We start from the raw sequence: 24413 nt of genomic DNA on the forward strand, positions 1-24413 counted from the left end.
AAGACTGTTTACTCTATACGTTTCGTTAAGCACCCCTGTCCTTTGCTGGTGCCAGCAGAGGACAGGGACGCAATGATCACTTCCACTATGAGCGCGATGCGATCGCTGGCCGCGGGCGTCCTATTGGCGGCTGTACCGTGCAACGCCGGGCAAGCGGTCGACACCCCTCGCCCCGCAACGCCGGGTCCGGTGACGCTCGAAACCGCGGCACGCGAAGCGGTTGCCTGGCATCCGTCGTTGACCGAGGCAGCGGGCGCGCTGGCGGCGCGCGGCGAGGAGGTGAAAGCGGCACGCGCGGGCTATCTTCCCACCATCAGCGCCGGGATCGGCAGCGGGTTTGACAGTCGCGTATCGGGCACCCTGCGGCCGCGACCGCAACTGGGCGCGTCGCAGATGCTGTTCGATTTCGGCAAGGTGTCGAGCGAGATCGCGGGCGCGCGCGCCGGGACGCGGGTCGGGCGTGCCGAGATGCTGCTCGCGGTCGACACGCTGATCCGCGACACAGCCTATGCCGTGATCGAATATCAGCGCGCGTCGGCCCAGCGGATCATCGCGGCCGAACAGGCGGACCGGATCCGCGAGATCAGCGAGCTTGTCGGCAAGCGCACCGCCTTTGGTGCCGCGACGCGATCGGATGCGCTGCAGGCGCAGGCGCGGGTCGAGGCAGCGATGGCGAGCCTCGCGACGGTCGAGGCGGCGGAGCGCCGCTGGGCGAGCAATCTGGCCTTCCTGCTCGGTCGCGACGCCCCGCCCGCCGCGGTGTCCGCCGACGTTCCGGACTGGCTGATGCGGAGCTGTTCGGGTCCGGTGCCCGCCTGGGAGACGGTGCCGCTGGTCATGGCCGCCGAGGCGCAGGCGGACCGCGCCGCCGCCGCGCTGCGCCGCAGCCGCGCGGACCGCTATCCGACGCTGTCGATCGGCGGCGACGCCTCGACCGACGTGACCGCGCCGCTCGGCAATCGCAGCATCTACAATGTCGGCCTGCGCGTCTCGAGCAACATCTTCGCGGGCGGGGTCACGCGCGCGCGTGCGCGCGGCGCGGCGTTCGAGCTGGAGGCGGCGCAGGCGGCCACGCGCCGGGTCCGCAACGAGAGCAGCCAGCGGCTGGCCGAGGCCCGCCAGCAGATCGAAAGCCTGTCGCAGGTCGTCGCCACGCTGCAGTCGCGCCAGACCAACATGCGTGAGACCGGCCGGCTGTACCGGATTCAGTATCTCGAAATGGGCACACGCACGCTGGTCGATTTGCTCAACGCCGAACAGGAATTCCAGCAGGTCCGGTTCGAGGCCGTGAACGTCGCGCAGACCCTGCGCAGCCTCCAGGTGGATTGCCTGTATCTGTCGGGACGGATGCGCGACGCGTTCGCGCTGTCCGGTGCGACGGTGCGCGGGGTGACGCTGTGACCTCCGACCGGGTGCCGATCGCGGTGGCGGCGGGCGGACCGGGCGGCGGCATCGACGCGTGGCTCGACCTGCTTGGCCGCGTTGCCCGCCACTATCGCCTGCCGCTGTCCGAACAGCGTGCGCGGCTCGCGGCCCATTGGGAGCTGGGCGCCGACGACGAGGCACGGGTCCGCACGCTCGCGCGCGCGACCGGGCTCGGCGTGCAGTTCGTGCCCGCCGCGGGGATGCGGCTGACGAGCTGGCGGCTGCCGCTGATCGTCCGGCTGCGCGACGGTGAGATCGCGCTGATCGAGGGGATCGACGCGGAGGGCCAGGCCCGGCTGATCGTGCCGGGCGACCGGGGTGGAGCGACGCACCTGCCGATCGACCAGCTGACCGCCGGCGCGACTGGCTATGTCATTCCACGGCCGTCGCGCTCGGCGCCCGACACGCGTATCGACGCCTATATCCGACCGTTCCAGGATCACTGGCTGCGCGACATCCTGATGGCCGACGCCCCCTCCTATGGCCATGTCATGGTCGCGTCGGTCGTGACCAACTGCCTGGGGCTCGCAGGGGTCCTGTTCTCGATGCAGGTCTATGACCGCGTCGTGCCGGCGGGCTCGATCCCGACGCTGACGATCCTGTTCGTCGGGGTGCTGATCGCGATCGGCTTCGATTTCGTGTTGCGACGGCTCCGCACGAACATCGTCGATGTGCTTGGCAAGCGGGCCGATCTGCGCATCTCGGACCGGGTCTTCGGTCACGCGCTGCGGGTCCGCAACCGCGCCCGCCCGACCTCGACCGGGACGTTCATCTCGCAGCTGCGCGACCTCGACCAGGTGCGCGACATGCTGACCTCGACGACCGTCGCGACGGTCGCGGACATGCCCTTCTTCCTGCTGTTCCTCGGCGTGCTCTGGTATGTCGGCGGCGCGCTGGCGCTCGTGCCGCTCGCGGCGCTGGTCCTGCTGCTGCTGCCGGGGCTGCTCGCGCAACGCCGGCTGCGGATGTACGCGACCGAATCGATGCGCGAATCCTCGCTGCGCAACGCGATGCTGGTTGAATCGGTACAGGGTATCGAGGACATCAAGGCGCTGCAGGCGGAGGACCGGTTCCACCACCAGTGGAACCACTATACCGCGGTCGCGGGTGAGGCGCAGCTGCGGCTGCGCGGGCTGACCAACGGCCTGTCGGTGTGGACCCAGAGCGTCCAGAACGGCGTCTATGCCGCGATCATCTTCGTCGGCGCCCCGCTCGTGATCGCGGGCGACATCACCACCGGCGTGCTGGTCGCGACCTCGATCCTCGGCTCGCGGATGATGGCGCCGATGGCCCAGGTCACGCAGCTGCTCAGCCGGTTCCAGCATGCCAAGGTGGCGATGGGGAGCCTAAACCAGATCATGGCGCTGCCCGTCGACACCGCCGACGCGGATCACCGCATCCCGCTGCCCGTCGTCCAGGGCGACTTCGCGCTGCGGTCCGCCGTCTTCACCTATGCCGACCCCAACGCCCCCCCTGCCCTGACGGTCCAGACGCTCGACATCGCGGCGGGCGAGCGGATCGCGTTGCTGGGGCGCAACGGCGCGGGCAAGTCGACGCTGCTCCAGGGCCTGTCGGGGATGCTGCAGCCGGTGTCGGGGGAGGTGCTGCTCGACGGCCTCGCGCTGCATCAGGTCGATCCCGCCGATGTCCGCCGCGACATCGGCCTGCTGACGCAGACCTCGCGGCTGTTTCACGGGACGCTGCGCGAGAATTTGACGCTCGGCGCGCCGATGGCGTCGGACAGGGAGATCAGCGAGATGCTCGCGATGGTCGGCGCGGACACCATGGTCCGCCGGCTGCGCGACGGGCTCGGCCATGTCGTGCAGGAGGGGGGCAGAGGCCTGTCGGGTGGGCAGATCCAGGGGCTGCTGCTCGCGCGGCTGCTGCTTCGTCAGCCGAGCGTCGCGCTGCTCGACGAGCCGACCGCGGCGATGGACGAGGGGACGGAGCGACACTTCATCGCGCGGCTCGGGGCGTGGAGCCGTACGCGTACGCTGATCGTCGCAACGCACCGGATGCGGATGCTCGAGATCGTCGACCGGATCATCGTGATCGACAATGGCACAATCGTCCTCGACGGCCCCAAGGACCAGATCCTCGCGCAGATGCGCGGGACGCGGAGTGCGGCGGCATGAGCGCGCGGGCGATCGACGACGACCACCTGTTCGGCGGCGAAGGCAGCGTCCGGCTCGCGACCGCGACGCGGCTCGTCTGGATCCTTGCCGCGCTGTTCGTGGCAGCACTTGGCTGGGCGTGGTTCGCGGCCCTCGACGAGGTGGCGACCGGCGAAGCGCGCGTCGTGCCGACCAGCCGCGAACAGGTGATCCAGTCGCTCGAGGGCGGGATCCTGACCAAGCTTCCGGTGCGTCAGGACGATATCGTCACCCCGGGGCAGCTGCTCGCACAGCTCGATCCGACCCAGGCGGGGTCGACCGTCGACGAGACCGCCGCCAAATATCGCGCCGCGCTGGCCAGTGTCGCCCGCCTTCAGGCGGAAGCGAACGGCACGCCGCTGGCGTTCGCCTCCGAACTCGACCGCTATCCCGATTTGAAGGCCGCCGAGACGCGGCTCCACGACACCCGGCGACGCAGCCTGCAATCGTCGATCCAGCTGATCGACCAGAGCCTGGCGCTGATCGGACGCGAGGTGCGGATCGGGGAATCGCTGATCGCGGTCGGCGCGGCGAGCAATGTCGAGGTGTTGCGGCTGCAACGCCAGCGGGCCGAGCTCGAGCTCAAAAAGGCCGATCTGCGGTCGCAATATATGGTCGAGGCGCGGCAGGATCTGGCCAAGGTCACCGAACAGGTCGACTCGCTCGCACCGGTGGTTCGGGGGCGCTCGGACACGCTGTCGCGCCTCACGCTGCGCTCGCCGGTGCGCGGGGTCGTCAAGAATATCGAGGTGTCGACGATCGGCGGCGTCGTGCCCCCCAATGGCAAGCTGATGGAGATCGTCCCGCTCGACGACCGGCTGCTGATCGAGGCGCGGATCCAGCCGCGCGACATCGCCTTCATCCGTCCCGGCCAGGCAGCCAGCGTCAAGGTGACCGCCTATGACTATTCGATCTATGGCGGCCTGACGGGCAGCGTGGTCAGCATCTCGCCCGACACGATCCGCGACGAGGTGAAGCCCGACATCCTCTATTACCGCGTGTTCGTGCGGACCAAGGCGGATTCGCTGACGAACAAAGCCGGCGCGCGGTTCGCGATCACCCCCGGCATGGTCGCGACGGTCGATATCCATACCGGCAGCAAGACCGTGCTCCAGTATCTCGTCAAACCCCTCAACCGGGCGCGGGAGGCGCTGCGCGAACGATGACCGATGTCGCACGCCGCAACCTGCGCGCACCCGGCGCGGGCGCCCCGAGACCGATCGCACCCGCTCTGCTGGCTCGCGCGCGCCAGGCCCGCCAGCTGCGCGCGACGATGAGCGCGTTCCTGCCGCAGGACCTGCTGGTCGATCCGGCCTGGGACATGATGATCGACCTGTTCATTGCGGCCGCCACCGGCAAGACGCTGTGCGTGAAGGATCTGACGCTGATGTCGGGGGGCAGTGCGGCGGGGACGATGCGGCGGATCGATCGGCTGCAACAGGCAGAGCTGCTGCGCCGCCATGTCGATCCCGCGGATCACCGACGCGTGCATGTCAGCCTGACCGATACCGGCCACAGGGCGATGGCGGCGATGCTCGACCATCTGTTCGATCGCGGTGCCGGGGATGCGGCCCCGGCGGCGGCGCCGAAATCCTTCGCACCGGGCAAGCTGCGCGGCTGACGGCTGCGGCGTCAGCCGGCCGCGGCGGTGCCGGAGAAGCGGACGACGATCGTCGTGCCGCGGTCCGCTGCGCCGAAGCCGACGGTCGCGTTCAACCGCGCGACGGCGGAGCGGACGATCGCGAGCCCGAGCCCGCTGCCCTCCGGACTGCCCGGTGCGCCGAGACGGACGAAGCGGTCGAACGCGACGTCGCGCTGGCTGTCCGCGATCCCCGGGCCGTCGTCGATCACCGCGATCGCGGTCTCCCCGCGCGAGGTCTGGAGGCTGACCGTGACCGTGCCGCCGCGGCGATTGTAGCGGATGCCGTTGTCGACGAGGTTCGACAGGATTTCGAAGATCAACGTCCGGTGCCCGGCCACCTGGTAGGTTTCGACCGGATCGGTCTCGAGCGTGAGGTCGATCCCCGCCTCGATCGCCTGGTTGATCTGGCGGGTGATGACCGCGGCGGCCACCTCGCGCAGGTCGACGGTTTCGAGCGGGGCGGACACTCCGGCCTCCTCCGCCCGTGCCAGTGCCAGCAACTGGGTGACGAGCCGTTCGAGCCGCGTCACGGCATCGCCGATCTCGTCGAGCGCCTCATGACGTTCGGCGCCCGAACCGCGCCGCGCGAGCGCCACCTGAACCTTCAGGACCGACAGCGGCGTGCGCATCTGGTGCGACGCGTCCGCGGTGAAGCGGCGCACGCCGACCGTCGCGGTATCGAGCTGCGCGAGCAGTCGGTCGAACGCGCCGGCGAGCGGGCGGAGCTCGCGCGGCAGCGGCCCCGTGTCGAGCGGCGAGAAGTCGGGCCGCGCCCGCTTGTCGCGCGCCTCGATCGCGCCGCGCAGCCGGGCCAGCGGGCGCAGGCTCCACCCCAGCGCCGGGCGGAGCAGCAGCGCGGCACCACCGACGAGGACGCACTCGCCGATCAGCAGCGCGATCATCAGACGACGGGTCAGGGCTGACCGGTTGTCGATCGTCTCGGCGATCTGCACGATCACCGGCCGGTTGATCCGCGGCAGGTCGCGACGGACCTCGGCGATGCGGATCCGCTGACCGCGATAGCGCGCAAAGCGGTAGGCGGGCACATCGACCGCGAGCGCGGCGAGATCGGGTGCGGGCAGGTCGGCATAGCCGGTGAGCAGGTCCCCGCCGACCGCGATGCGGTAGTAGACATTGTCGCGTTCGGCGTTCTCGAGCATCCCGAACGCGGCGGCGGGCAGGTCGAGCGTGACCTCGCCGCGCTCGACCTGCACGGTCTCCGCGATCGCGCCGAGCGCGCCCCCGAGGACGCGGTCGCTGGTGCGCCGAACGACATCGGTGATCAGCGTCGCGCCCACCACGCCGATCAGGATTGCCGCAGCGAGCAGCGGGCCGAGCACCGCCACCAGCAGGCGCGTCCGCAGCGCCGGGGCACGCGCCTCAGCCGGCATCGAGCATATAGCCGACGCCGCGGACGGTGCGGATCCCCGGCCCGTCGGGGGCAAGCTTGGTCCGCAACCGTGTGACATGGACCTCGATCGCGTTGCCGCCGACGGGTTCGTCGAACCCGAACACCTCACCGATCAGCAGCTCGCGCGGTACGACGCGGCCCGCGCGCATCGCCAGCGCCTCGAGCACCGCGCGTTCGCGACGGCGCAGATCGAGGACCCGGCCGGCGATATCCGCATCGCCCGTCGAGCGGTTCATCGTCAAACTCCCCACGCTCAGCACCGGGAGCGGGTCGCCGCCGCGCCGTCGTCCCAGCGCGCGGACCCGCGCCTCGAGCTCCTCGGGGTCGAACGGCTTGCGCAGATAGTCGTCGGCGCCGAGATCGAGCCCGCGCACGCGGTCGTCCAGCGCATCGCGTGCGGTCAGCATCAGCACGGGCACGCGCTCGCCGCGTCGCCGCAGCGTCTCGAGCACCGCGAAACCGTCGATCCCGGGCAGCCCGACATCGAGGATGACCAGCGCATAGGGCTCGCCCGCGACGATGCCGAGAGCCTCCTCGCCGCTCGCGACATGATCGACCGCATTGCCGCCCGCCCGCAGCAATGCCGCGATGCTGCGCGCGAGAGCGGCGTCGTCCTCGATCAGCAGAATGCGCAAATCGGCTTACCTCGTTGATTCAAAAGGGCGTGAAAGGTTGGTGACAGCTTCGATTCGTATTCCACCGCTACTGCCTATCCGAACACAGAGACGGAAGGCGAGGAGAGGTGACGATGGCACGAATGGTTTTCACGATCGGATTGCTGGCCACGCTGACCGGGTTCGCGGCGACCGCGGTGTCGGCGCAGCGTCCGGCGGGCTATCCCCGCTCCTATGACACGCTGATCGAAAGCGCACGCGCCGAGCGGCAGGTCCGGATCTATGGCAATGCCGATCGCGCCGAGCTGCTGCCGGTGGTCGCCGCGTTTCGCAAACGCTATCCCGGCATCACCGTCCTCTACGCCGATCTCGGATCGACCGAAATGTATCGCCGCTTCGTCGCCGAGACGCGCGCGCGGCGCCTGTCCGCCGATCTGGTCTGGTCGTCGGCGATGGATCTGCAGGTCAAGCTGATCAACGACGGTTTCGCGCAAAGCTATGCCAGCCCCGAAAAGCCCGCGCTGCCCGCCGTCTCGGTCTGGAAGAACATGGGCTTCGGCGTCACTGCCGAGCCGATCGGGATCGTCTACAACAAGCGGCTGCTGCCGCCGGCGCGCGTGCCGCGGACGCATGCCGAACTGGAGGCGCTGCTGCGGACGCAGCGCACCGCGCTGACCGGGCGCGTGACGACCTTCGATCCGTCACGCTCGAATGTCGGCTATCTCTATCTGTCGGAGGATATGGCGATCACGCGCGACACGCGGTCGTTGCTGGAGGCGATCGCGGCGACCAAGCCGGTCCTGTCGCGGACCAGCGAGCCGATGCTGCGCGGCGTCGCCGAGGGCCGGCAGGCGATCGCCTACAACGTCATCGGCTCCTATGCGCTCGAGCGCGCGAGCACCGATCCGCGGATCGGCGTCGCGTTTCTCAAGGACTATACGATCGTCACGTCGCGGATCGCGTTCATCGCGCGCGAAGCCGCGCACCCGGCGGCCGCCAAGCTGTTCCTCGACTTCCTGCTGTCGCGCGAGGGCCAGTCGCTGCTCGCAAAGCGCAGCCTCTGGCCGGTCCGCACCGACGTGCCCGCGCGCCGCCTTCCCGCTGCGCAGGCCCGACCGATCCGGGTCGGACCGCAGCTTCTCGTCACGCTCGATCATCTCAAGCGCCAGCGCTTCCTGCGCGACTGGACCGCCCTTCTTGCCAACGGAGCCTCTTCCCGATGACCCCATTTCGTACCGGCTGCGCTCTCGTCGCGCTGATCATCGCGACACCCGCGCTCGCCCAGACCGGGGCACCGGCGCCCGGCGACGCCGACCTCGCCGCACTGGTCCGCGCGCAGGCGGCCGAGATTGCCACGCTCAAGTCCCGGCTCGACCGGCTCGAGACCAACGCGGTCGTCGCGCAGGCGGCTGCGCCGGCGGCACCTGTCCAGCAAACCGGGGCTGCGCCGCAGCCGCAGCTCGCGCAGACGGGCGAGCCCCGGCGGACCGTGCCGTTCGCACCGCAGCTCGCGCCCCCCGGCCCCGCCGACCGCAGCGTCGCGCAGGCCGTGGCGGCACGCGACAATCCATCGGGCCTGACGACCGAATGGGGCGCGGGCCTGCCGGTCTTCCACTCGGCGGACGGCGTCTATACCTTCAAGCCGCGCGGCCGGATCCTGACCGATGTGAGCTCGAGCTTCGGGTCGAAATATGACGGCCGCAACATCACGACGACGGGGATGCGCGCGCTGCGCCTCGGTCTCGAAGGTGGCGTCGGCACGCACTTCTTCTATCAGTTCGAAAGCGACTTTTCCGAAAACGAGGTCGACGTCGTCACCGCGTTCGTAGGCTGGCGCAACCGTATCACGCCCGGTCTCGATTACGACGTGCGCGCAGGCCATCTGTTCAACGACCGCAGCTTCGAGGGATCGACCGGGTCGGACTCGACCCCGTTCCTCGAGCGCACGACGGTCGCCACGGCGATCATCCCGCAGCGCGGCTTTTACGGCATCGGCGTGATGCCGCGGATCTTCTGGAAGACCGGCCACGCGTCGGTGACCGTCACCGGCGACCGGATCGACGGCACGCAGACGGTCGGCGACAGCCGCACCGTGCTCGGCCGCGCGCACTGGAATCCGATCAAGTCCGACACCGGCGTGCTTCATGTCGGGCTCTGGGGGTTCGACGAATCGCTGTCGTCCGTCGCGGGTACGCTGACCCGCAACACGGTGATCGGCGGACGCTTCAACGGCGCGTTGCGCGTGTCGAGCGGACCGCTGACGGGCGGGACCGGGACGACGGGTTACGGCGTCGAGCTTGGGGGCTATCGCGGGCCCTTGTGGGTGATGGGCGAAGCCGGCCAGCGCAATGCGCGGCTCGACGGTGGACGGCCCGACTTCGTCAGCAAGGCGTGGAGCGTGTCGGGTGGTCTCTTCCTCACCGGCGACCTGCCGCCCTATAACCCGCGGCTCGGCAGCTTCGGCCAGCCCAAGGTGCTCAAACCCACCTTCGATGGCGGCGTCGGCGCGATCGAACTGACCGCGCGGTACGAGAGCCTCGATTACAGCGACCTGCTGACCGGCGGCGACGGCTGGGCCGCGACGGTCGGGGTGAACTGGTATCTCAACAGCTTCACCCGGTTCCAGGTCAACGCGATCCAGTGGAACACCGACAATCGTGCGGGCGACTATGTCGGCAACGACAGCGGCCAGACGGTCAGCGCGCGCGTCGGTGTGACGTTCTGATGCGTGGTGATGTTCGTAGAGCATTGCCCCCTCGCTCCGTCATCCTGACGAACGTCAGGACCCAGAGCCACAAGGGGCAGCGCTCGGTAACCCTGGGTCCTGACTTTCGTCAGGATGACGGGGGTTTTGCCCCCACCCCCCTTTTTCACGCCCTTTTCTAGGACGATGCGATGAACCTTGCCCTGCTTGGCTTCCTGATGGTCGCCACGTTCATGACGTTAATCATGACCAGGAAGATGACGCCGCTGGTCGCGCTGATCGTGATCCCCTCGATCTTCGGCGTCTTCGCCGGCGAGGCCGCGGGTCTCGGCCCGATGATGATCGACGGTATCAAGAACCTCGCGCCGACCGGCGTGATGCTGCTGTTCGCGATCCTGTTCTTCTCGACGATGACCGACACCGGCCTGTTCGATCCGCTGGTCGGACGGCTGATCCGGATGGTGCACGGCGACCCGATGCGGATCCTGATCGGCACGGTCGTGCTGTGCGCGCTCGTCAGCCTCGATGGCGATGGCTCGACGACCTACATCATCACGATCGCCGCGCTGCTGCCGCTGTACAAGCGCTATGACATGAACCGCCTGTATCTCGTCTGCCTGCTGATGACGACGAGCGGGATCATGAACCTGACGCCGTGGGGCGGGCCGACCGCACGCGCGGCAAGCGCGCTGAAGCTCGATCCCGCGACGCTGTTCCTGCCGCTCATCCCCGGCATGATCGCAGGGCTCGCCTTCCTCGTCGGGCTGGCGGTGTATTTCGGTCGCAAGGAACGCGCGCGCATGGGCGAAGCGGGCATCACCGCGACCGACACGTTCACCGGCATGGCGGTGTCGCAATATCCCGAAGCACGCCGGCCCAAGCTGATCTGGTTCAACGCAGCGCTCGTAGTCACGCTGCTGACGCTGCTCGTCTGGGGCATCCTGCCGCTGTCGGTGCTGATGATGCTCGCCTTCGCGATCGCGATGATCGTCAACTATCCCGGCGTCGCCGACCAGAAGGAGCGGATCTCCGCGCATGCCGGCAATGTGCTGGCAGTCGTGTCGCTGATCTTCGCGGCGGGCATCTTCACCGGAATCCTTGGCGGCACCGGGATGGTCGAGGCGATGAGCAAGGCCGTGGTCGGCGTGATCCCGCCGGCGATGGGCCCCTATATGGCGCCGATCACCGCAGCGCTCAGCCTGCCCTTCACCTTCTTCATCTCGAACGACGCCTTCTATTTCGGGATGCTGCCGATCCTCGCCGAGGCGGGCGCGCATTACGGGGTCGCGCCCGAGGCGATCGCGCGCGCGTCGCTGATGGGCCAGCCGGTCCATCTGCTCAGCCCACTGGTGCCGTCGACCTATCTGCTCGTCAGCCTGGTCGGGATCGATCTGGCGGATCATCAGCGCTTCACGCTGGTGCCGGCGATCCTGGTCTGCGCGGTGATGACGGTGGTGGGCATGATCGCGCTCGCCTTCCCGTTCGTCGCCTGACCGGTCGGGCCGCCCGATGATGCCCCCCGCCCGCCCCCTGCTTCCCGCCACCGGAGACACCGCATGACCCGTTCACCGATCCCGCTCGTGCTGCTGCCTGCCATGGGGTGTGACGGCCGGCTCTGGGCACGGCAGATCATGGATCTTGCCGCGCTCGCCGAGCCCGAGTTTCATGACCTTTCGCAGGACGACACGCTGTCGGCGATGGCCGCGCGCGTGCTGGCCAAGGCGCCGCCGCGCTTCGCCGTGTCGGGGGTCAGCCTGGGGGGCTATGTCGCGATGGAGATGGTGCGGCAGGCGCCCGACCGGGTCCTGCGTGTCGCACTGTTCGGCACGCGCGCGTCGATGACGATGCGTCCGCGGACGGTCGACGGCCAGGGGCTGCTCGCGACCGCGCCGCATGCCGATCCGCGACTGACCGCGATCGTGGCGGGCCCGGTGCAGGCGATGGCGGACCGGGTCGGCAAGGCGGTCTTCGAACGCCAGCAGCGCGCGCTGCTCGAACGGCCCGACATCAGCGACGCGATCGCCGCGATCCATGTGCCGACTCTCGTCGCGGTGGGCGATCGCGACCGGATCTGCACGCCCGACGATGCACGTGCGCTGGCCACGCTGATCGAGGGCGCGCGATTCCACGAGCTGCGGGGCTGCGGCCATCTCGCCCCGCTCGAACGACCGGGTGAGGTCACCGCGCTGCTGCGCAACTGGTTGCGCTGACACACGCGGCGGGCGCCCGAACAAAATGCGATCATGTTGATGCAGGTTGATAGGAATGGCGGGACATTCGTGACGCCCGACCGCGTTGATGCTCGCCGATACCGGCTAGGAGAGAGCAGACATGGCCGTCAAATTTGCAGGAACGATGAACGCGATCAATCGCGGTCTCGACGCGACGAAGCCCGCCAAGGGCGCCGACATGGTCGAGGATTGGGAAGCCGCACTCGCCGATATCGAGACACCCGGCGCCAAGGGCATTCTTCGCGACCTGGCATCGCTGCGCAAGCAGCTCGAGAAGGACGCGCCGGACGCCGACCGCGTCCATGCGCTGCTGCACCGGCTTGGTGCCGCGACGACCAAGATCGCGGAAAAAGCTGACACGTCGCAGGACAAGCTGCGTGCGCTCGGCGAGGCGCTGACCGAGGCGGGCGAAGACAGCCCCGACGAGGAAGAAGACGTCGCCGCAGCCGCAAGCCCGAAGCGCGCGCGCAAGAAGGCCTGAGTTTTGGGCGCGGGCCGGCAAATCAGCCGGCCCGCGCCTTTTTCTTATTTCGGCATCACGCCCGCAGCGGTGCCACGCGAGGTCAGCGCGTCCAGGCATAGGGGCCGACGAGCGTCCCGACGAAACCGCCCGCCAGCCGCGTGCTCAGGAACCGGACGTCGACATCTGATGCGAGCGTGCGAGGCGTTGCGCCGGTCGTGTAGCTGAAGCGCATCGTACCCCCGGTGGCGTCGATCGTCAGCGTGACCGGGCCCGCCGGATCGACCGGCGCGCTTGCGACGAGCTGCTCCTTGCCTTCCTGCGTTGTGTAGAGGGCGACGACAGGTTTCTCCGCAATCCGCGTCAGCCCGAAGAAGAGATGCGCCTTGTCGCTCTGCATCGCGGCGAGGCCGGCACGATCGCCGGTCTTTGGCGAGAAGCGCAGCGTGGTCGAGATCGTCGCGTCGTGATGCTGCTGGCGCCGGCCGACAAAGGCGGGAACGCCCGCGAGATCGCCCATCGGTGCTCCCCGGCCGAGCACGAGCTCTCCACCGGTCAGGCGATAAAAGGGTGCCTTGGGGGTGCGGACACCGACCCATTGCATCGCCAGACGATCGCCGTCGAACTCGTCGACATAGGAAAAGGCGCCGGCCGTCGGCACTGTTCCCGGGCGCTGCGCGGGCAGTCCGGGCGAGGCCGCGACTTCGGGAACGCGCTGCCCCTTGGGCAGGATGATCGGCCAGCCATCCTTCCAGGTCACGGGGAGCAGGAACGTCTCGCGTCCGATATTGTAATAGTCCCCCGCATAGGGCCGGACCGCGAGAAAGGTCGCCCACCACTCGCCCGTCTGAGTCTGGACCAGTTCGGCATGCCCCGCCGATGTGATCGGCCGCGACCTCGCGGGGTCGAGATCACGCTGCGTCAGTATGGGGTTGCCGGCATAGGGCTCATAGCGGCCGCGCAAGGTCCGCGACCGGAGCACGACCTGAGAATGGTTGACGCTCGTGCCGCCCTCCGCGGCGGTCAGATAATACCAGCCATCCTTGCGGAAGATGTGCGGCCCTTCGATCCACACCGGCTTTTTCGACAGGTCGACGCCGCCATTGACGAGCTGCGTGCTCTCGCCGACCATCTGCCCCTTGCGCCAGTCATATTCCTGGATCCAGATCGCGCGGTGCCCGTCATAGCGCGGCGGTTCGGCGGGGGCGCGGTTATTGACGATATAGGCCTTGTCGCCTTCCCAGAAGATCGAGGGATCGATGCCCTCGAACGGCAGCCAGATCGGCGCGGACCAGGGGCCGGCGGGATTGCGTGCGGTGATGACGAAATTGCCTTTGCACTCGACGCAGGTGTTGACGATGTAGAAGACGCCGTCGTGATGGGAGATGTCGGGCGCAAACACCGCCTGCGACGTCCGCATGCCGGTGAAGTCGAGCTGATCGGGGCGGTCGATCGCGTTGCCGATCTGAGTCCAGTTCACGAGGTCGCGCGAATGGAAGACCGGCAATCCGGGGAAATGCGCGAACGACGAATTGACGAGATAATAGTCCTCGCCGACCCGCGTGACCGACGGGTCGGGATAATAGCCCGACAGGATCGGGTTGCGATACTGGTTGCGCTGCAACGGTGCCGCGCCGGGCGACCGCCCCTCATAGCTAAACCGGCCGAACCGGGGCGATGCGTCGGACGGCGCAGCGGCGGTCTGTGCCGGGCTGCCCTGCGCGACGCTGGTGCCGGCGAGCGCGATGAGAGCGAGGGTGAGGATGCGCATGAGGGGGAATCCTTTGTCCGGAGCGGGCGGCGTACAGACTGGTCGTCGGGTCCTTGAGCGGCTGCCGGGACGATCGCGCGATGGCGACCGTCCCGACCGTCGGTCCTAGAAGGTGCCGCGCAGGCCGATCAGGAACTGACGTCCCGGCTTATACTGCGTGAACGTCGCATTCTCGAACTGGAAATAGGACCGCAGCGTCGCGTCGGTGAAGTTCGACACGTTGACCGTCAGCTGCGGTGCGCCCGCCAGGCCGAAGATCTTGTCGAGGTCGAACGACGACGAGAAGTCGTAGGTCGTATAGTCCGTCCCGAACAGCGCCGCCGCCGGGATACCGTTCTGCGCCGCGCCGCTATTCTGTGCGCCCTGACGCGAGGTCGTCGCCACCCGGAGCATCACGCCGTTCTTCTCGTAGAAGCTGGTGATGTTGTAGGTGAAGGGCGACACGCCGAACGCGGTTGCCGGGCCATCGCTGCGCTGATCGACGATCGTCGCATTGGCATTGAAGCCGAAGCCCGTGACGCCGATCATCCGGGTCAGGAAGTCGAGCGGCTGGACCCACTGGAATTCGAGGCCGTTGATCGTCAGCTTGTTGGGGACGTTGACCTGCGACGTGACCTGGACCTGCGCGACGCCGGGGCCGCCGCGCGACTGGATCGCGAACTGCTGGTTGGCGTTGAGCGTGTCGAAGGTGATGCCATATTGCGCCAGCGCCGCGAACGGCACGGTGTTGATCGCGGTGTTGGTGAACCCCTCGATCGACTTGCGGAATGCGTTGAAGCTGACGACGCCTTCGCGGCCGGTATAATATTCGAAACCGAGATCGAGGTTGGTCGACATGTACGGCTTGAGCGCCGGGTTGCCGATGTTCGCCTGATCCGCCGACGGCGCACCGAAGTTGACCCCGGGAAGCTGCGCCGAGGGGTCCGGACGCGTCATCGTACGCGAGCCGGCGACACGCACCACCGCCTGGTCGCCAAGGTCATAGGCGAAGGTCGCGGCGGGAAGCCATTTCGAATAGACGTTGCGCGTCGACACCTCGCTGACGATATTCACGTAGCGGCTGCCGTCGGGCAAGCTCGCGCCCGTGCTGGTCGTGTTGCGCGGATCCGGCAGCGAGACGCGACCCGTGATCGTCTGGATCGTGTTGACGTAGCGTACACCGACATTGAACCGCAGGGTGTTGTCGCCGATCTGCTGCGCGCCGTTGAGCGTGGCGAAGGCGGATTTTACGACCTCGCGGATCGCACCGCCGCTGGCGCCGGTGTTGGCAGCCCCCGTTTCGGGCGCCGCGTCGTGGAAGCTGTCATAGTTGGTGGCGGCGGCAAAGGCCGGCCAGTCGACCGTGACGAACCCTGCCGGGCCGGGCTTCAGATAGCCGGGGACCGCCGCATTGGGGACCAGCGAGCCGCCATAGCTGACCGGCCCCGCCAGGCCGGTGGTCGCGCCCGTGCCATAGCCGGGATAGCTGGGATAGCCCGCCGGCGCGGCGCCGGGGGCGTCGAGGCCTGCGCAGGGCGGCTGGGTGTTGGGCGATGCGACGAACACGTTGGGATTGTTCCCGCAGACCGCATTCTGCCACGCCTGGCTGTTGTCGAACCCGCGGATCCGCCGCGACACGTCGTCGAATGCGCCGCCGATCTTCAGGTTGAGCGCCTTGCCGCCCCAGGTCAGGTCGCCACGCGCGCCCTTGCTCTTGTTGAGACGCCGCTCGTCCTGGATGCCGACCCGGCTGCCCGCGTTCCAGCCGAAATTCGCGGGATCGTTGAGGTCGAGCCCGCTCTGGATCGTCGGGATTCCGCCGGTGTTGCTGTAGGTGACCGTGTTGCCGACGCCGAGCGGGGTGGTGAGGCCCACGGTCGGGCTCTCGCGGTGGAAGGTCGACCGCGCATAATTGCCCTGCAGCGAGGCCTTGAGCGTCGGCGAGATCTCCCATTCGCCGCCCGGGTTGATGCTGACCAGCTTGGTCGTCTCGGTATAGGGGCGGAATTCGTTGAAGAACTGCGCGTTCGCAAATGTCCCGCCGGTCACCACGCACCCGATCGTGCAATCGGGATTGTCGAAGGTCAGGTTGGTCGGAATGATCGCGCCGTTGCGGACGATCCAGGCCATGTTCTCGCGGGTGAGTTCGTTCTTCTTGTAGCCGTACAGACCGTCGATGTAGAAATGCAGCGCATCGGTCGGCTGCCATTCGGTGCTGACGATCGCGTTGATCCGGTCGCGCGGGCCGCGGATGCTGGTCGTACGACCGAGCCGCGGGAGCAGCGCATTGTCGATCTGCTGGATCGTCGCGCCGGGGTTGTTCGCGAGCAAGAACGCCCGGTCGATCGGCGTCCCCGCGACCAGCCCGGCGCCGGCGCCGGCCGGCACCACCGCCGGGATCGTCCAGTTGCCGCCACCGGTCGTGTTGCAGCCCGACGCGGCGCCGCACTGCGCCGCGGTCAGCGCCGGATTGGTATAGCCAATCGTCTCGAACCCGCGCGTATCGGTGAACAGCCTTTGTGCCGACACGCCGGCCAGGATTCCGAACGTGTCGGTCCGCCAGCTGCCGATCAGCGCGCCGCGCGCGCCGATCCGGTCCTCGGGCGACTGGCGCGTGCCCTGGACGTTATAGTTCAGGAAGCCGGTCGCGCGGTCGAGCGGACGTGCCGAGCGCAGATCGATATTGCCCGCCGCGCCGCCCTCGAGCAGGTCGGCCGTATAGCTCTTGTTGACGGTCAGCTTGGTGAACAATTCGGTCGGGAAGAAGCTCAGGTCGACCGAGCGGTCCGTGCCCTGCGCGTCGGTCGCACCCGATGACGCGACCGCGATCGTCGCGCCGTTGAGCGTCACGTTGGTGAAATTCGACCCGAGCCCGCGGATCGCGACATTGGTCCCCTCACCCGTCACGTCGCGGGTGATCGTGATGCCGGGAATGCGGTTGAAGGATTCGGCGATGTTGGTGTCGGGAAACTTGCCGATATCCTCGGCAAAGATCGAATCGGTGAAGCCGGTCGACGCGCGCTTGGCGTCGGTCGACTTGGCGAGGCTCGACCGGTAGCCGGTGACGACGATGTCCTCGCTGGGCGTGCCCTGCGTGTCCTCGGTCTGCGGCGCGGGCGGCGTTGCCGGGGCGGGATCCTGACCATTGTCCGGCACCTGCTCCTGCGGCGGCGGCACCGTCTGCGCCAGCGCGATCGACGGCGCCAACACGGCCAGGGTGGTAGCGCATAACAAGGCTGCGCGCGTCAAACGCGGCTGTCGAAATGCCTTCATGATCAGGGTCCTCTCTGTGGGGTCGTTGCCGTTCGTTGCGGCATACGAAATCGGTACTGGGGCGCGGAAAGCGGGTCCCGGTTTGGCTAAAACGTGGTGCTGTTTGCGTATTTGATCAGCCGGTAGGCGCGCAGGGCTACCCGAGCTGACTCAGGGGAAGCGCCGTAGCGGCACGCCCGCCTGGGGCATCTGCCGGCCGATCTGGCGGCCGCGACATTGGCCGGACACTTTCATGGTCATTCATCCTATCCCTCATGAAACCGTCTGACGCAGTCTGATGTTACCGGTATCTCGCCATGATTGGTTAGCGAGTCAAGCCGGTTTTGGTTTGGCCAATCCCTTAGGGCCTTTCCGGAGACCGCGAGGACGTCTGATCGGAGCGGTCCGTGGCGCATTTTGTTCTCAAAGGTCGCCCGCTGCCGCCGGTAAGCTAATGCCCCTGCACCCTGCCGCTATTCCGCGTTGACGCAGTGCAGCATAAAACCTACCAGCGCGCGCTCCCGAAATGCTAAGCCCGACCAGGCGCGGCCTTGCCCAGCGCCGGAGGCGCCGCTTTACCATGACCACGACCTTCGCCGACCTCGCCCTGGCGCCCTTCCTGCTCGAGGCGCTCGCCGAACAGGGCTATGCCCACCCGACGCCGATCCAGGCGCAGTCGATCCCGCAGCTGCTGCAGGGCCGCGACATGCTCGGCATGGCGCAGACCGGCACGGGCAAGACCGCCGCGTTCGCGCTGCCGCTGCTCCACCGGCTCGCCGCCGATCCCCGCCCTGCCCCCAAGGGGGGCGCGCGCATCCTCGTCCTCGCGCCGACGCGCGAACTCGTGTCGCAGATCGCCGCCGGGTTCGAGAGCTTCGGCCGCCACCTGAAGCCGAGCGTGATGACGATCTTCGGCGGCGTCAGTCAGTTCCACCAGGTCAAGGCGCTCGAGGCGGGCGTCGACATCATCGTCGCGGCGCCCGGCCGTCTGCTCGATCTGGTCGAACAGGGGCTTTGCGACCTGTCGGCGCTCGAGGCGCTGGTGCTCGACGAGGCCGACCAGATGCTCGACATGGGCTTTGCCAAGCCGATCGAGCGGATCGTCGCAACCTTGCCCGCGGACCGGCACACTTTGCTGTTCTCGGCGACGATGCCAAAGTCGATCGCGACGCTGGCCGACAGCCTGTTGCGCGATCCGGCGAAGGTCGAGATCGCCCCGCCCTCGACCACGGTCGACCGGATCGAGCAATCGGTGATGTTCCTCGACGCCGCGAACAAGAAGGACGCGCTGCTCGCGCTGCTGCGCACGCCCGACATCGGTCAGGCGGTCGTGTTCACGCTCCAGAAGAACATCGCCAACGACGTCTGCGCGTTCATCGGCGAAGCGGGGATCACCGCCGAGGCGCTGCACGGCAACAAGTCGCAAGGCCAGCGCGAGCGCGCGCTCGACGCGTTCCGTGCCGGCACCGTCCAGGTGCTCGTCGCGACCGACATCGCGGCGCGCGGGATCGACGTCGACACGGTGACCCACGTCTTCAACCACGACCTGCCGAGCCTGCCCGAAAGCTATGTCCACCGCATCGGCCGGACCGGGCGTGCGGGCCGCAGCGGTTTCGCGGTCACGCTGTGCGACGCCGAACAGCGCGCATGGCTCCACGACGTCGAGCGCGAGATCGGGCGCACGCTGACCGTGCATGACGATCACGAATGGCATTGCGAAGTCGCGCGTCACTCGACCAAGCGTGCACCGGTGCTGGGCGGTGGCCCGGTCAAGCAGGTCAAGGCGCCCAAGCCGCCACGCGAGCGCAAGGTGTGGACCGAGGAAGAGAAGCTCGCCGCGCGTATGGCCGCCCAGGCCGCCTGACCGCGGAGCACCGTGTCGACCCCGTCGTGACGGCGGGGGGCGACGCATGGTCATTCCCCGGTTTGCAGCTTAGGCTGCCGCGATGGCCATGATCCTTCGACACGCCCGCATGCCGGTGATCCTGTTGGCGATGCTGACGACGGCGCCCAGTGCCCCACCGACCGAGCGGGCACGGTGGGCGGCGCAGGCGGCACGCGTGACGATCTCCCGCGACGATTGGGGGATCCCGCATGTCCGCGGCCGGTCCGACGCGGATGCGGTGTTCGGGCTGATCTACGCTCAGGCCGAGGATGACTTTGCGCGGATCGAGGCGAATTACCTGACCGCGCTCGGCCGGAGCGCGGAGGCGGACGGCGAGGACGCGGTCTGGGCCGACTTGCGGCAGCGGCTGTTCGTAGACCCAGCTGAACTCCAGCGCGACTATGCGGCAAGCCCCGGCTGGCTGCGGACGTTGATGCAGGCCTGGGCCGACGGGCTGAACTATTATTTGGCGACCAATCCGCAGCGGAAGCCAAGGGTCCTCACCCGGTTCGAGCCGTGGATGGCCCTGAGCTTTACCGAGGGCAGCATCGGCGGCGATATCGAGCGGATATCGCTGAGCGACCTCAAGACCTTCTACGGTACGCCGACGCCGCCCAGCCCCGAAGAGCTGGGCATGGTGCCGCGCGAACCGTCGGGGTCGAACGGGATCGCGATCGCACCGCGCCTGACCGCGAACGGTCATGCGCTGCTGCTGATCAACCCGCACACCAGCTTCTATTTCCGCTCCGAGGCGCAGATGACGAGCGACCAGGGGCTCAACGCCTATGGCGCAAGTACCTGGGGCCAATTCTTCGTCTATCAGGGGTTCAACCCGTCTGCGGGCTGGATGCACACCTCGTCGACGGTCGACAATGTCGATGACTTTGCCGAACGGGTCGTCCGCGGCGACACCGGCTACCGCTATCGCTACGGCAAGGCGCTGCGGCCGGTCACCACGAAGGTCGTCACCTTGCGCGTCCGCAACGCCGACGGGACGTCGGGCACGCGCCGCTTCACGACCTATCGCACGCATCACGGCCCGATCGTCGCGAGCAAGGCGGGGCGCTGGATCGCGACCGCGCTGATGTGGAAGCCCGTGCCTGCGCTCGAGCAAAGCTATCTGCGGACCAAGGCGACCGACCTGGCAGGCTATATGGCGGTTGCACAGCGCAAGGCGAATTCGTCAAACGACACGCTGTTCGCCGACGCCAAGGGCGAGATCGCGTTCCTGATGCCGCAGTTCATGCCGATCAGAAGTGACCGGTTCGACTATACCCGGCCCGTCGACGGCAGTGACCCGGCGACCGACTGGCGAGGGCTGCACGGGCTCGCCACGCTGCCGAGCGTTGCGAACCCACGCACCGGCTGGGTGCACAACACCAATGACTGGCCCTGGAGCGCGGCCGGACCCGATAGTCCGCGGGCGGCGGACTATCCTCGCTACATGGATCAGGTCGGCGGCAATGCGCGCGGCGTCCATGCGGATCTGTTGCTGACCGGGAAACGCGGCTGGACCGCGGAGACGCTGCGTGCGGCGGCATACGATCCCTACCTCCCCGCCTTTGCGCGGCTTCTCCCCGGTCTGGTCGACGCCTGGCGGACGCTGCCTGCCAGCGATCCACGCCGGGCGAAACTCGCGGCGCCGATCGCGCTGCTCGATCGCTGGGATCACCGCTGGGGCTATGGCTCGGTGGCTACCAGCCTTGCGGTGTTCTGGGGCGATCAGCTGTGGCGCGAGGTTGGCGGGTTCGCACAGGCTGAGCGGATGAACGTGCCCGACTACATCGCCACGCGCGTCACGCCGGAGGCCAAGCTGGCCGCGCTGTCGGCCGCGGTCGATCAGCTGACCCGCGACTTTGGCGACTGGCGAACGCCGTGGCAGGCGATCAACCGCTTCCAGCGGCTCGACGACGCGATCCAGCCGCATTTCGACGATGCGCGCGCATCGACGCCCATCCCCTTCACGTCCGCGCAATGGGGCAGCCTCGCATCGTTCGGCGCCAAGCGCTGGCCGGGGACGAAGCGCTATTACGGGACCAGCGGCAACAGCTTCGTCGCGGTCGTCGAATTCGGACCGCGCGTGAAGGCGACGGCGGTGATGGTCGGCGGCCAGAGCGGCGATATCACGTCCCCACACTTCGCCGACCAGACCGCGCGCTACGCCGGCGGCACACTGCGTCCCGTCTATTTCCATCCCGACGAGCTCAAGGGGCATGTCGCCCGGCGATATCGTCCCGGCGGCTAGGTCTTTCGAATGGCGACGGTGCGCGCCAGTTCGTCGCGCGCCAGCAGGATCTTGCGGCGCACGTCGATCGGCAGCGACCGCTGCTCGCCAAGAAAATCGTCGACGATCCGCAGCGCCTCCGGGCTCACTTGCCCGCCGATGAACGCGTCGATCCAGGCGGGCAGGAAGAAGATGCGGCGATTCTGCCGGATCCACAGCAGCCGATCGAGCGCCGGTCGCAGGAAGCCGATCGTCAGCGCCGCCTGCCCGTCCGCATTGAACGCGCCGAGGCTTTCGCTCGCCCATGCCTCGTTGAGCGCGGCATCGTCGAAATAGCGCTTGAAATAGGCGGTCTTCACCGTGGCTCGCGGGGATGCAGCCTCGGCGACGAACGCATCCTTAGCGGCCTCCGTCGAGGTGTCGCGCGTGCGCTCGGCGGTGAAGCGCGTGCCCGCGTCGGGCGCGTCGATCGTGATCAGCCGCCGGACGATCGCCCAGCGCGTCGGCTGGCGGATCGGCTCGCCGGCCAGTCGCGCGCGGCCGTCAAGCAGGGCGCGGAGGCGGTCGAGCGCGAGCGGCGTCCGCGCGGTCGCGATCAGTCGATCGAGCGCGTCTTTGCGCAGTCCATAGCCGATCGCCGCATCGTCGATCCGCGCGAGCAGCGCGGTCTCCCAGCCCGCCCGGAGCCCCGCGCCACGCGCCTCGGTGAGGTAGACGTCGAGCGCCGCCGCCCCGCGCGACAGGATCGCACGCGATATCTGTTCGTCGCGCTCGGCGGGAAGCGCGCGCAACAGCACCGCAAGATAGCGTTCGGGCGGCAGCCGGCGGTCGCGGACGACGTCCCAGAGCGCGCTCCACAGCATCGCGCGCAACAGGCTGTCCGTCACGCTGCCGACCCGCGCCGCGATCCACGCGACGGTCCGGTCGTCGGGCATGAACAGGCCGTAACCCTGGTCGTCGTCATTCGCCCAGACATAGTCGGGCGCGGGCAGTCCGGCGGCCTTGTCGACGGTCGCGACCGCCCCCTCGAAGCGTGCGTCGAGCACGATGTCCTCGCGGTCGTGGTAGCCGAGGCGGACGCGCACCTTCATCGGCCAGGCGCCACCCGGATCACCCGGCAGCCTGCTCTCCGGTCGCTGCTTCAAAACGAGCGCGTCGATACGCCCCTGCGCGAGCGTCAGCGCGGTCTCGATCCGCGGCAGCCCTGCGCGCAGGACATAGTTGCGACCGAACGCAGCCAGATCGATGCCCGACGCCTCACCCACCGCGCCGAGCAGATCCTGCCAGGTCGCATTGGCATAGCCATGCCGGGTGAGGAACAGGTGCAGGCCGCGCCGGAACCCGTCCTCGCCGACGAAGAACGCCAGCTGCTTGATGACCGCCGGCGCCTTGTTGTAGACGATCGGTCCGTAATTGCTCTTGGCGGCGTCGAGATTGTCGAGCGATTGCCAGAGCGGTGCCGTGCCGCTGGTCGCGTCGGCGCGATAGGCCGGCGTCTTGATCGACAGAAGGAACGTCGTCCAGGCGTTGCTGTCCGGCTGCAGGTCCGCCTGGATCCGCGCGGCCATGAAGGTCGAGAACCCCTCCTTCAGCCACAGATCGTCGAACCAGCGCATCGTGACGAGGTCACCGAACCACTGGTGGCTGATCTCGTGATAGATGGTCTGGTCGCGCGCCAGCCGCTGCGGCAGCGTCGGCGGCTCGCGGAAGACGAAGCGGTCCTCGTTGTAGAAGACCGCGCCGACATGCTCCATGCCGCCGAAGGGAAAGGCCGGCGCGAGCACCAGATCGAGCTTGGCGAAGGGAAAGGCGATGCCGAACCAGTCCGCGAGCCAGCGCACCGCTGCGCGGTTGGTCGCAAGCTGTGTCTCGGCATCAACCTCGGCGGCGCGCGAATGGCGGGCGTAGAGCGTGATCGGCTGCTCCCCGGCGGGGGCCGACGTCGTGCCGACCCAGGGCCCGGCGGCAAAGGCGGCGAGATAGGTGGAGATCGGCGCGGTCTCGGCGAACCGCCAGCGGGTCGCGGCGCCTTGCGGGGTCTTCGCGGCGACCGGCCCGTTGGCGATCACCGTCCAGCCATCGGGCGCGACGACGTCCCAGCGGATGCGCGCCTTCAGGTCGGGCTGATCGAAGCACGGAAACAGCAGATTGGCGTCCGACGGCACCAGCAATGTGTAGAGATAGGTCCGCCCGTCGGCCGGGTCCTTGAAACGAATGATCGCGGCGCCTGCGCTGGCGATCGGGGTCTCGAAGCGCGCCAACACGCTGTTGGCTCCGGTCTTCAGCACGCGCGCGGGCAGCACGAGATGACCATCGCGTCGCGCAGTGGCCGGGATCGCTACACCGTTGGCCTCCAGCCCGGTGAGCATCATTCCGCGGAAATCGAGGACGAGGTCGCCGCTGTCCCTGACCCGGTCGAACCGGATCACGACCGACCCGACCGCACGGTCGGCGGCGGTGACGTCGAGCGAGATGGCGTAGCGCACCCGCGCGATCTGTGCCGCCCGCCGCTGCGCCAGTGCGAGCGATATCCCCGGCCCGGTCAGCGGATCGGCGGCGACGGCCGCCTGCGCCATGCCCGGCCAGCCGATCGCCGGCAGTGCGAGCGCGCCCTTCAGAAGGGCGCGGCGGTCCGCTTCGCGCGGCGTGTCCGGATGCATCG

General features: G+C 68.4%; 16 protein-coding genes. 11 read left to right on the forward strand and 5 right to left on the reverse strand.

The genetic code is table 11. The features are described from left to right. Positions 1-72 precede the first annotated feature (72 nt). From SOM18_RS02875 to SOM18_RS02890, 4 genes are read left to right on the forward strand one after another with little or no spacing between them, the layout of a single operon-like run. Complete coding sequence (locus SOM18_RS02875) at positions 73-1401, forward strand: TolC family protein (RefSeq protein ID WP_249403360.1); 1329 nt, start codon at positions 73-75, stop codon at positions 1399-1401. Further along, the gene (locus SOM18_RS02880; RefSeq protein ID WP_320481258.1) at positions 1398-3560 is read left to right on the forward strand and encodes a type I secretion system permease/ATPase; all 2163 of its coding nucleotides are present in this window, start codon (positions 1398-1400) and stop codon (positions 3558-3560) included. Before SOM18_RS02875 ends, SOM18_RS02880 begins: the two co-directional genes overlap by 4 nt. After that, positions 3557-4744 carry an HlyD family type I secretion periplasmic adaptor subunit gene (locus SOM18_RS02885; RefSeq protein ID WP_031439359.1) on the forward strand — a complete coding sequence of 396 codons (1188 nt, stop codon included), beginning with the start codon at positions 3557-3559 and terminating at the stop codon, positions 4742-4744. The genes SOM18_RS02880 and SOM18_RS02885 overlap by 4 nt, the downstream gene beginning before the upstream one ends. Continuing rightward, on the forward strand, positions 4741-5199 hold the full coding sequence (locus SOM18_RS02890; RefSeq protein WP_320481259.1) for a MarR family transcriptional regulator: 459 nt from the start codon (positions 4741-4743) through the stop codon (positions 5197-5199). The genes SOM18_RS02885 and SOM18_RS02890 overlap by 4 nt, the downstream gene beginning before the upstream one ends. An 11-nt stretch (positions 5200-5210) precedes the next feature. On the opposite strand, the gene SOM18_RS02895 is transcribed toward SOM18_RS02890, so the two are convergent. Together SOM18_RS02895 and SOM18_RS02900 are read right to left on the reverse strand one after the other, a co-directional pair. Then, positions 5211-6611: a sensor histidine kinase gene (locus SOM18_RS02895; protein WP_320481260.1), complete on the reverse strand. Its 1401-nt coding sequence runs from the start codon at positions 6609-6611 to the stop codon at positions 5211-5213. Further along, entirely contained in the window at positions 6601-7266 is a 666-nt protein-coding gene (locus tag SOM18_RS02900) for a response regulator transcription factor (protein WP_031439546.1), read from the reverse strand. The genes SOM18_RS02895 and SOM18_RS02900 overlap by 11 nt, the downstream gene beginning before the upstream one ends. 113 nt (positions 7267-7379) lie before the next feature. Here SOM18_RS02900 and SOM18_RS02905 point away from each other — a divergent pair, with 113 nt between their 5' ends. The 5 genes from SOM18_RS02905 (at position 7380) to SOM18_RS02925 (ending at position 12661) form a co-directional block, all read left to right on the forward strand. Beyond that, positions 7380-8468: an ABC transporter substrate-binding protein gene (locus SOM18_RS02905; RefSeq protein ID WP_031439545.1), complete on the forward strand. Its 1089-nt coding sequence runs from the start codon at positions 7380-7382 to the stop codon at positions 8466-8468. Next, entirely contained in the window at positions 8465-9970 is a 1506-nt protein-coding gene (locus tag SOM18_RS02910) for an OprO/OprP family phosphate-selective porin (protein WP_320481261.1), read from the forward strand. The genes SOM18_RS02905 and SOM18_RS02910 overlap by 4 nt, the downstream gene beginning before the upstream one ends. A gap of 170 nt (positions 9971-10140) precedes the next feature. Next, on the forward strand, positions 10141-11442 hold the full coding sequence (locus SOM18_RS02915) for a CitMHS family transporter (protein ID WP_031440836.1): 1302 nt from the start codon (positions 10141-10143) through the stop codon (positions 11440-11442). Positions 11443-11505: 63 nt separating this feature from the next. Continuing rightward, positions 11506-12159 carry an alpha/beta fold hydrolase gene (locus tag SOM18_RS02920; protein ID WP_031440721.1) on the forward strand — a complete coding sequence of 218 codons (654 nt, stop codon included), beginning with the start codon at positions 11506-11508 and terminating at the stop codon, positions 12157-12159. Between the two features lie 121 nt (positions 12160-12280). Further along, positions 12281-12661, forward strand: a complete 381-nt coding sequence (locus SOM18_RS02925) for a hypothetical protein (protein WP_031394795.1) — start codon at positions 12281-12283, stop codon at positions 12659-12661. Positions 12662-12743: 82 nt separating this feature from the next. Here SOM18_RS02925 and SOM18_RS02930 read toward each other — a convergent pair whose 3' ends face one another. Continuing rightward, the gene (locus SOM18_RS02930; protein WP_031440720.1) at positions 12744-14411 is read right to left on the reverse strand and encodes a glycoside hydrolase family 43 protein; all 1668 of its coding nucleotides are present in this window, start codon (positions 14409-14411) and stop codon (positions 12744-12746) included. 105 nt (positions 14412-14516) lie between these two features. Next, complete coding sequence (locus SOM18_RS02935; RefSeq protein WP_320481262.1) at positions 14517-17663, reverse strand: TonB-dependent receptor; 3147 nt, start codon at positions 17661-17663, stop codon at positions 14517-14519. A gap of 559 nt (positions 17664-18222) precedes the next feature. Between SOM18_RS02935 and SOM18_RS02940 the strand changes: the two genes are divergently transcribed. Beyond that, positions 18223-19506: a DEAD/DEAH box helicase gene (locus SOM18_RS02940; RefSeq protein ID WP_031396629.1), complete on the forward strand. Its 1284-nt coding sequence runs from the start codon at positions 18223-18225 to the stop codon at positions 19504-19506. Positions 19507-19588: 82 nt separating this feature from the next. Then, entirely contained in the window at positions 19589-21772 is a 2184-nt protein-coding gene (locus SOM18_RS02945) for a penicillin acylase family protein (RefSeq protein ID WP_031440718.1), read from the forward strand. Here the strand turns inward: SOM18_RS02945 and SOM18_RS02950 are convergent. Next, entirely contained in the window at positions 21769-24411 is a 2643-nt protein-coding gene (locus SOM18_RS02950) for a M1 family metallopeptidase (RefSeq protein WP_235188370.1), read from the reverse strand. The two genes, SOM18_RS02945 and SOM18_RS02950, sit on opposite strands and share 4 nt — an antisense overlap. Positions 24412-24413: the final 2 nt, after the last annotated feature.

The sequence above is a fragment of the Sphingomonas sp. CFBP9019 genome (genome assembly GCF_034045155.1).
GTDB classification, from domain to species: Bacteria; Pseudomonadota; Alphaproteobacteria; order Sphingomonadales; family Sphingomonadaceae; genus Sphingomonas; species Sphingomonas aerolata.

Coding starts and splice junctions, on each gene's coding strand:
- SOM18_RS02945 (WP_031440718.1), top strand. CDS start 19,589: ATGGCCATGATCCTTCGACACGCCCGCATGCCGGTGATCCTGTTGGCG.
- SOM18_RS02930 (WP_031440720.1), bottom strand. CDS start 14,411: ATGCGCATCCTCACCCTCGCTCTCATCGCGCTCGCCGGCACCAGCGTC.
- SOM18_RS02905 (WP_031439545.1), top strand. CDS start 7,380: ATGGCACGAATGGTTTTCACGATCGGATTGCTGGCCACGCTGACCGGG.
- SOM18_RS02925 (WP_031394795.1), top strand. CDS start 12,281: ATGGCCGTCAAATTTGCAGGAACGATGAACGCGATCAATCGCGGTCTC.
- SOM18_RS02915 (WP_031440836.1), top strand. CDS start 10,141: ATGAACCTTGCCCTGCTTGGCTTCCTGATGGTCGCCACGTTCATGACG.
- SOM18_RS02935 (WP_320481262.1), bottom strand. CDS start 17,663: ATGAAGGCATTTCGACAGCCGCGTTTGACGCGCGCAGCCTTGTTATGC.
- SOM18_RS02885 (WP_031439359.1), top strand. CDS start 3,557: ATGAGCGCGCGGGCGATCGACGACGACCACCTGTTCGGCGGCGAAGGC.
- SOM18_RS02920 (WP_031440721.1), top strand. CDS start 11,506: ATGACCCGTTCACCGATCCCGCTCGTGCTGCTGCCTGCCATGGGGTGT.
- SOM18_RS02910 (WP_320481261.1), top strand. CDS start 8,465: ATGACCCCATTTCGTACCGGCTGCGCTCTCGTCGCGCTGATCATCGCG.
- SOM18_RS02895 (WP_320481260.1), bottom strand. CDS start 6,611: ATGCCGGCTGAGGCGCGTGCCCCGGCGCTGCGGACGCGCCTGCTGGTG.
- SOM18_RS02890 (WP_320481259.1), top strand. CDS start 4,741: ATGACCGATGTCGCACGCCGCAACCTGCGCGCACCCGGCGCGGGCGCC.
- SOM18_RS02875 (WP_249403360.1), top strand. CDS start 73: ATGATCACTTCCACTATGAGCGCGATGCGATCGCTGGCCGCGGGCGTC.
- SOM18_RS02950 (WP_235188370.1), bottom strand. CDS start 24,411: ATGCATCCGGACACGCCGCGCGAAGCGGACCGCCGCGCCCTTCTGAAG.
- SOM18_RS02940 (WP_031396629.1), top strand. CDS start 18,223: ATGACCACGACCTTCGCCGACCTCGCCCTGGCGCCCTTCCTGCTCGAG.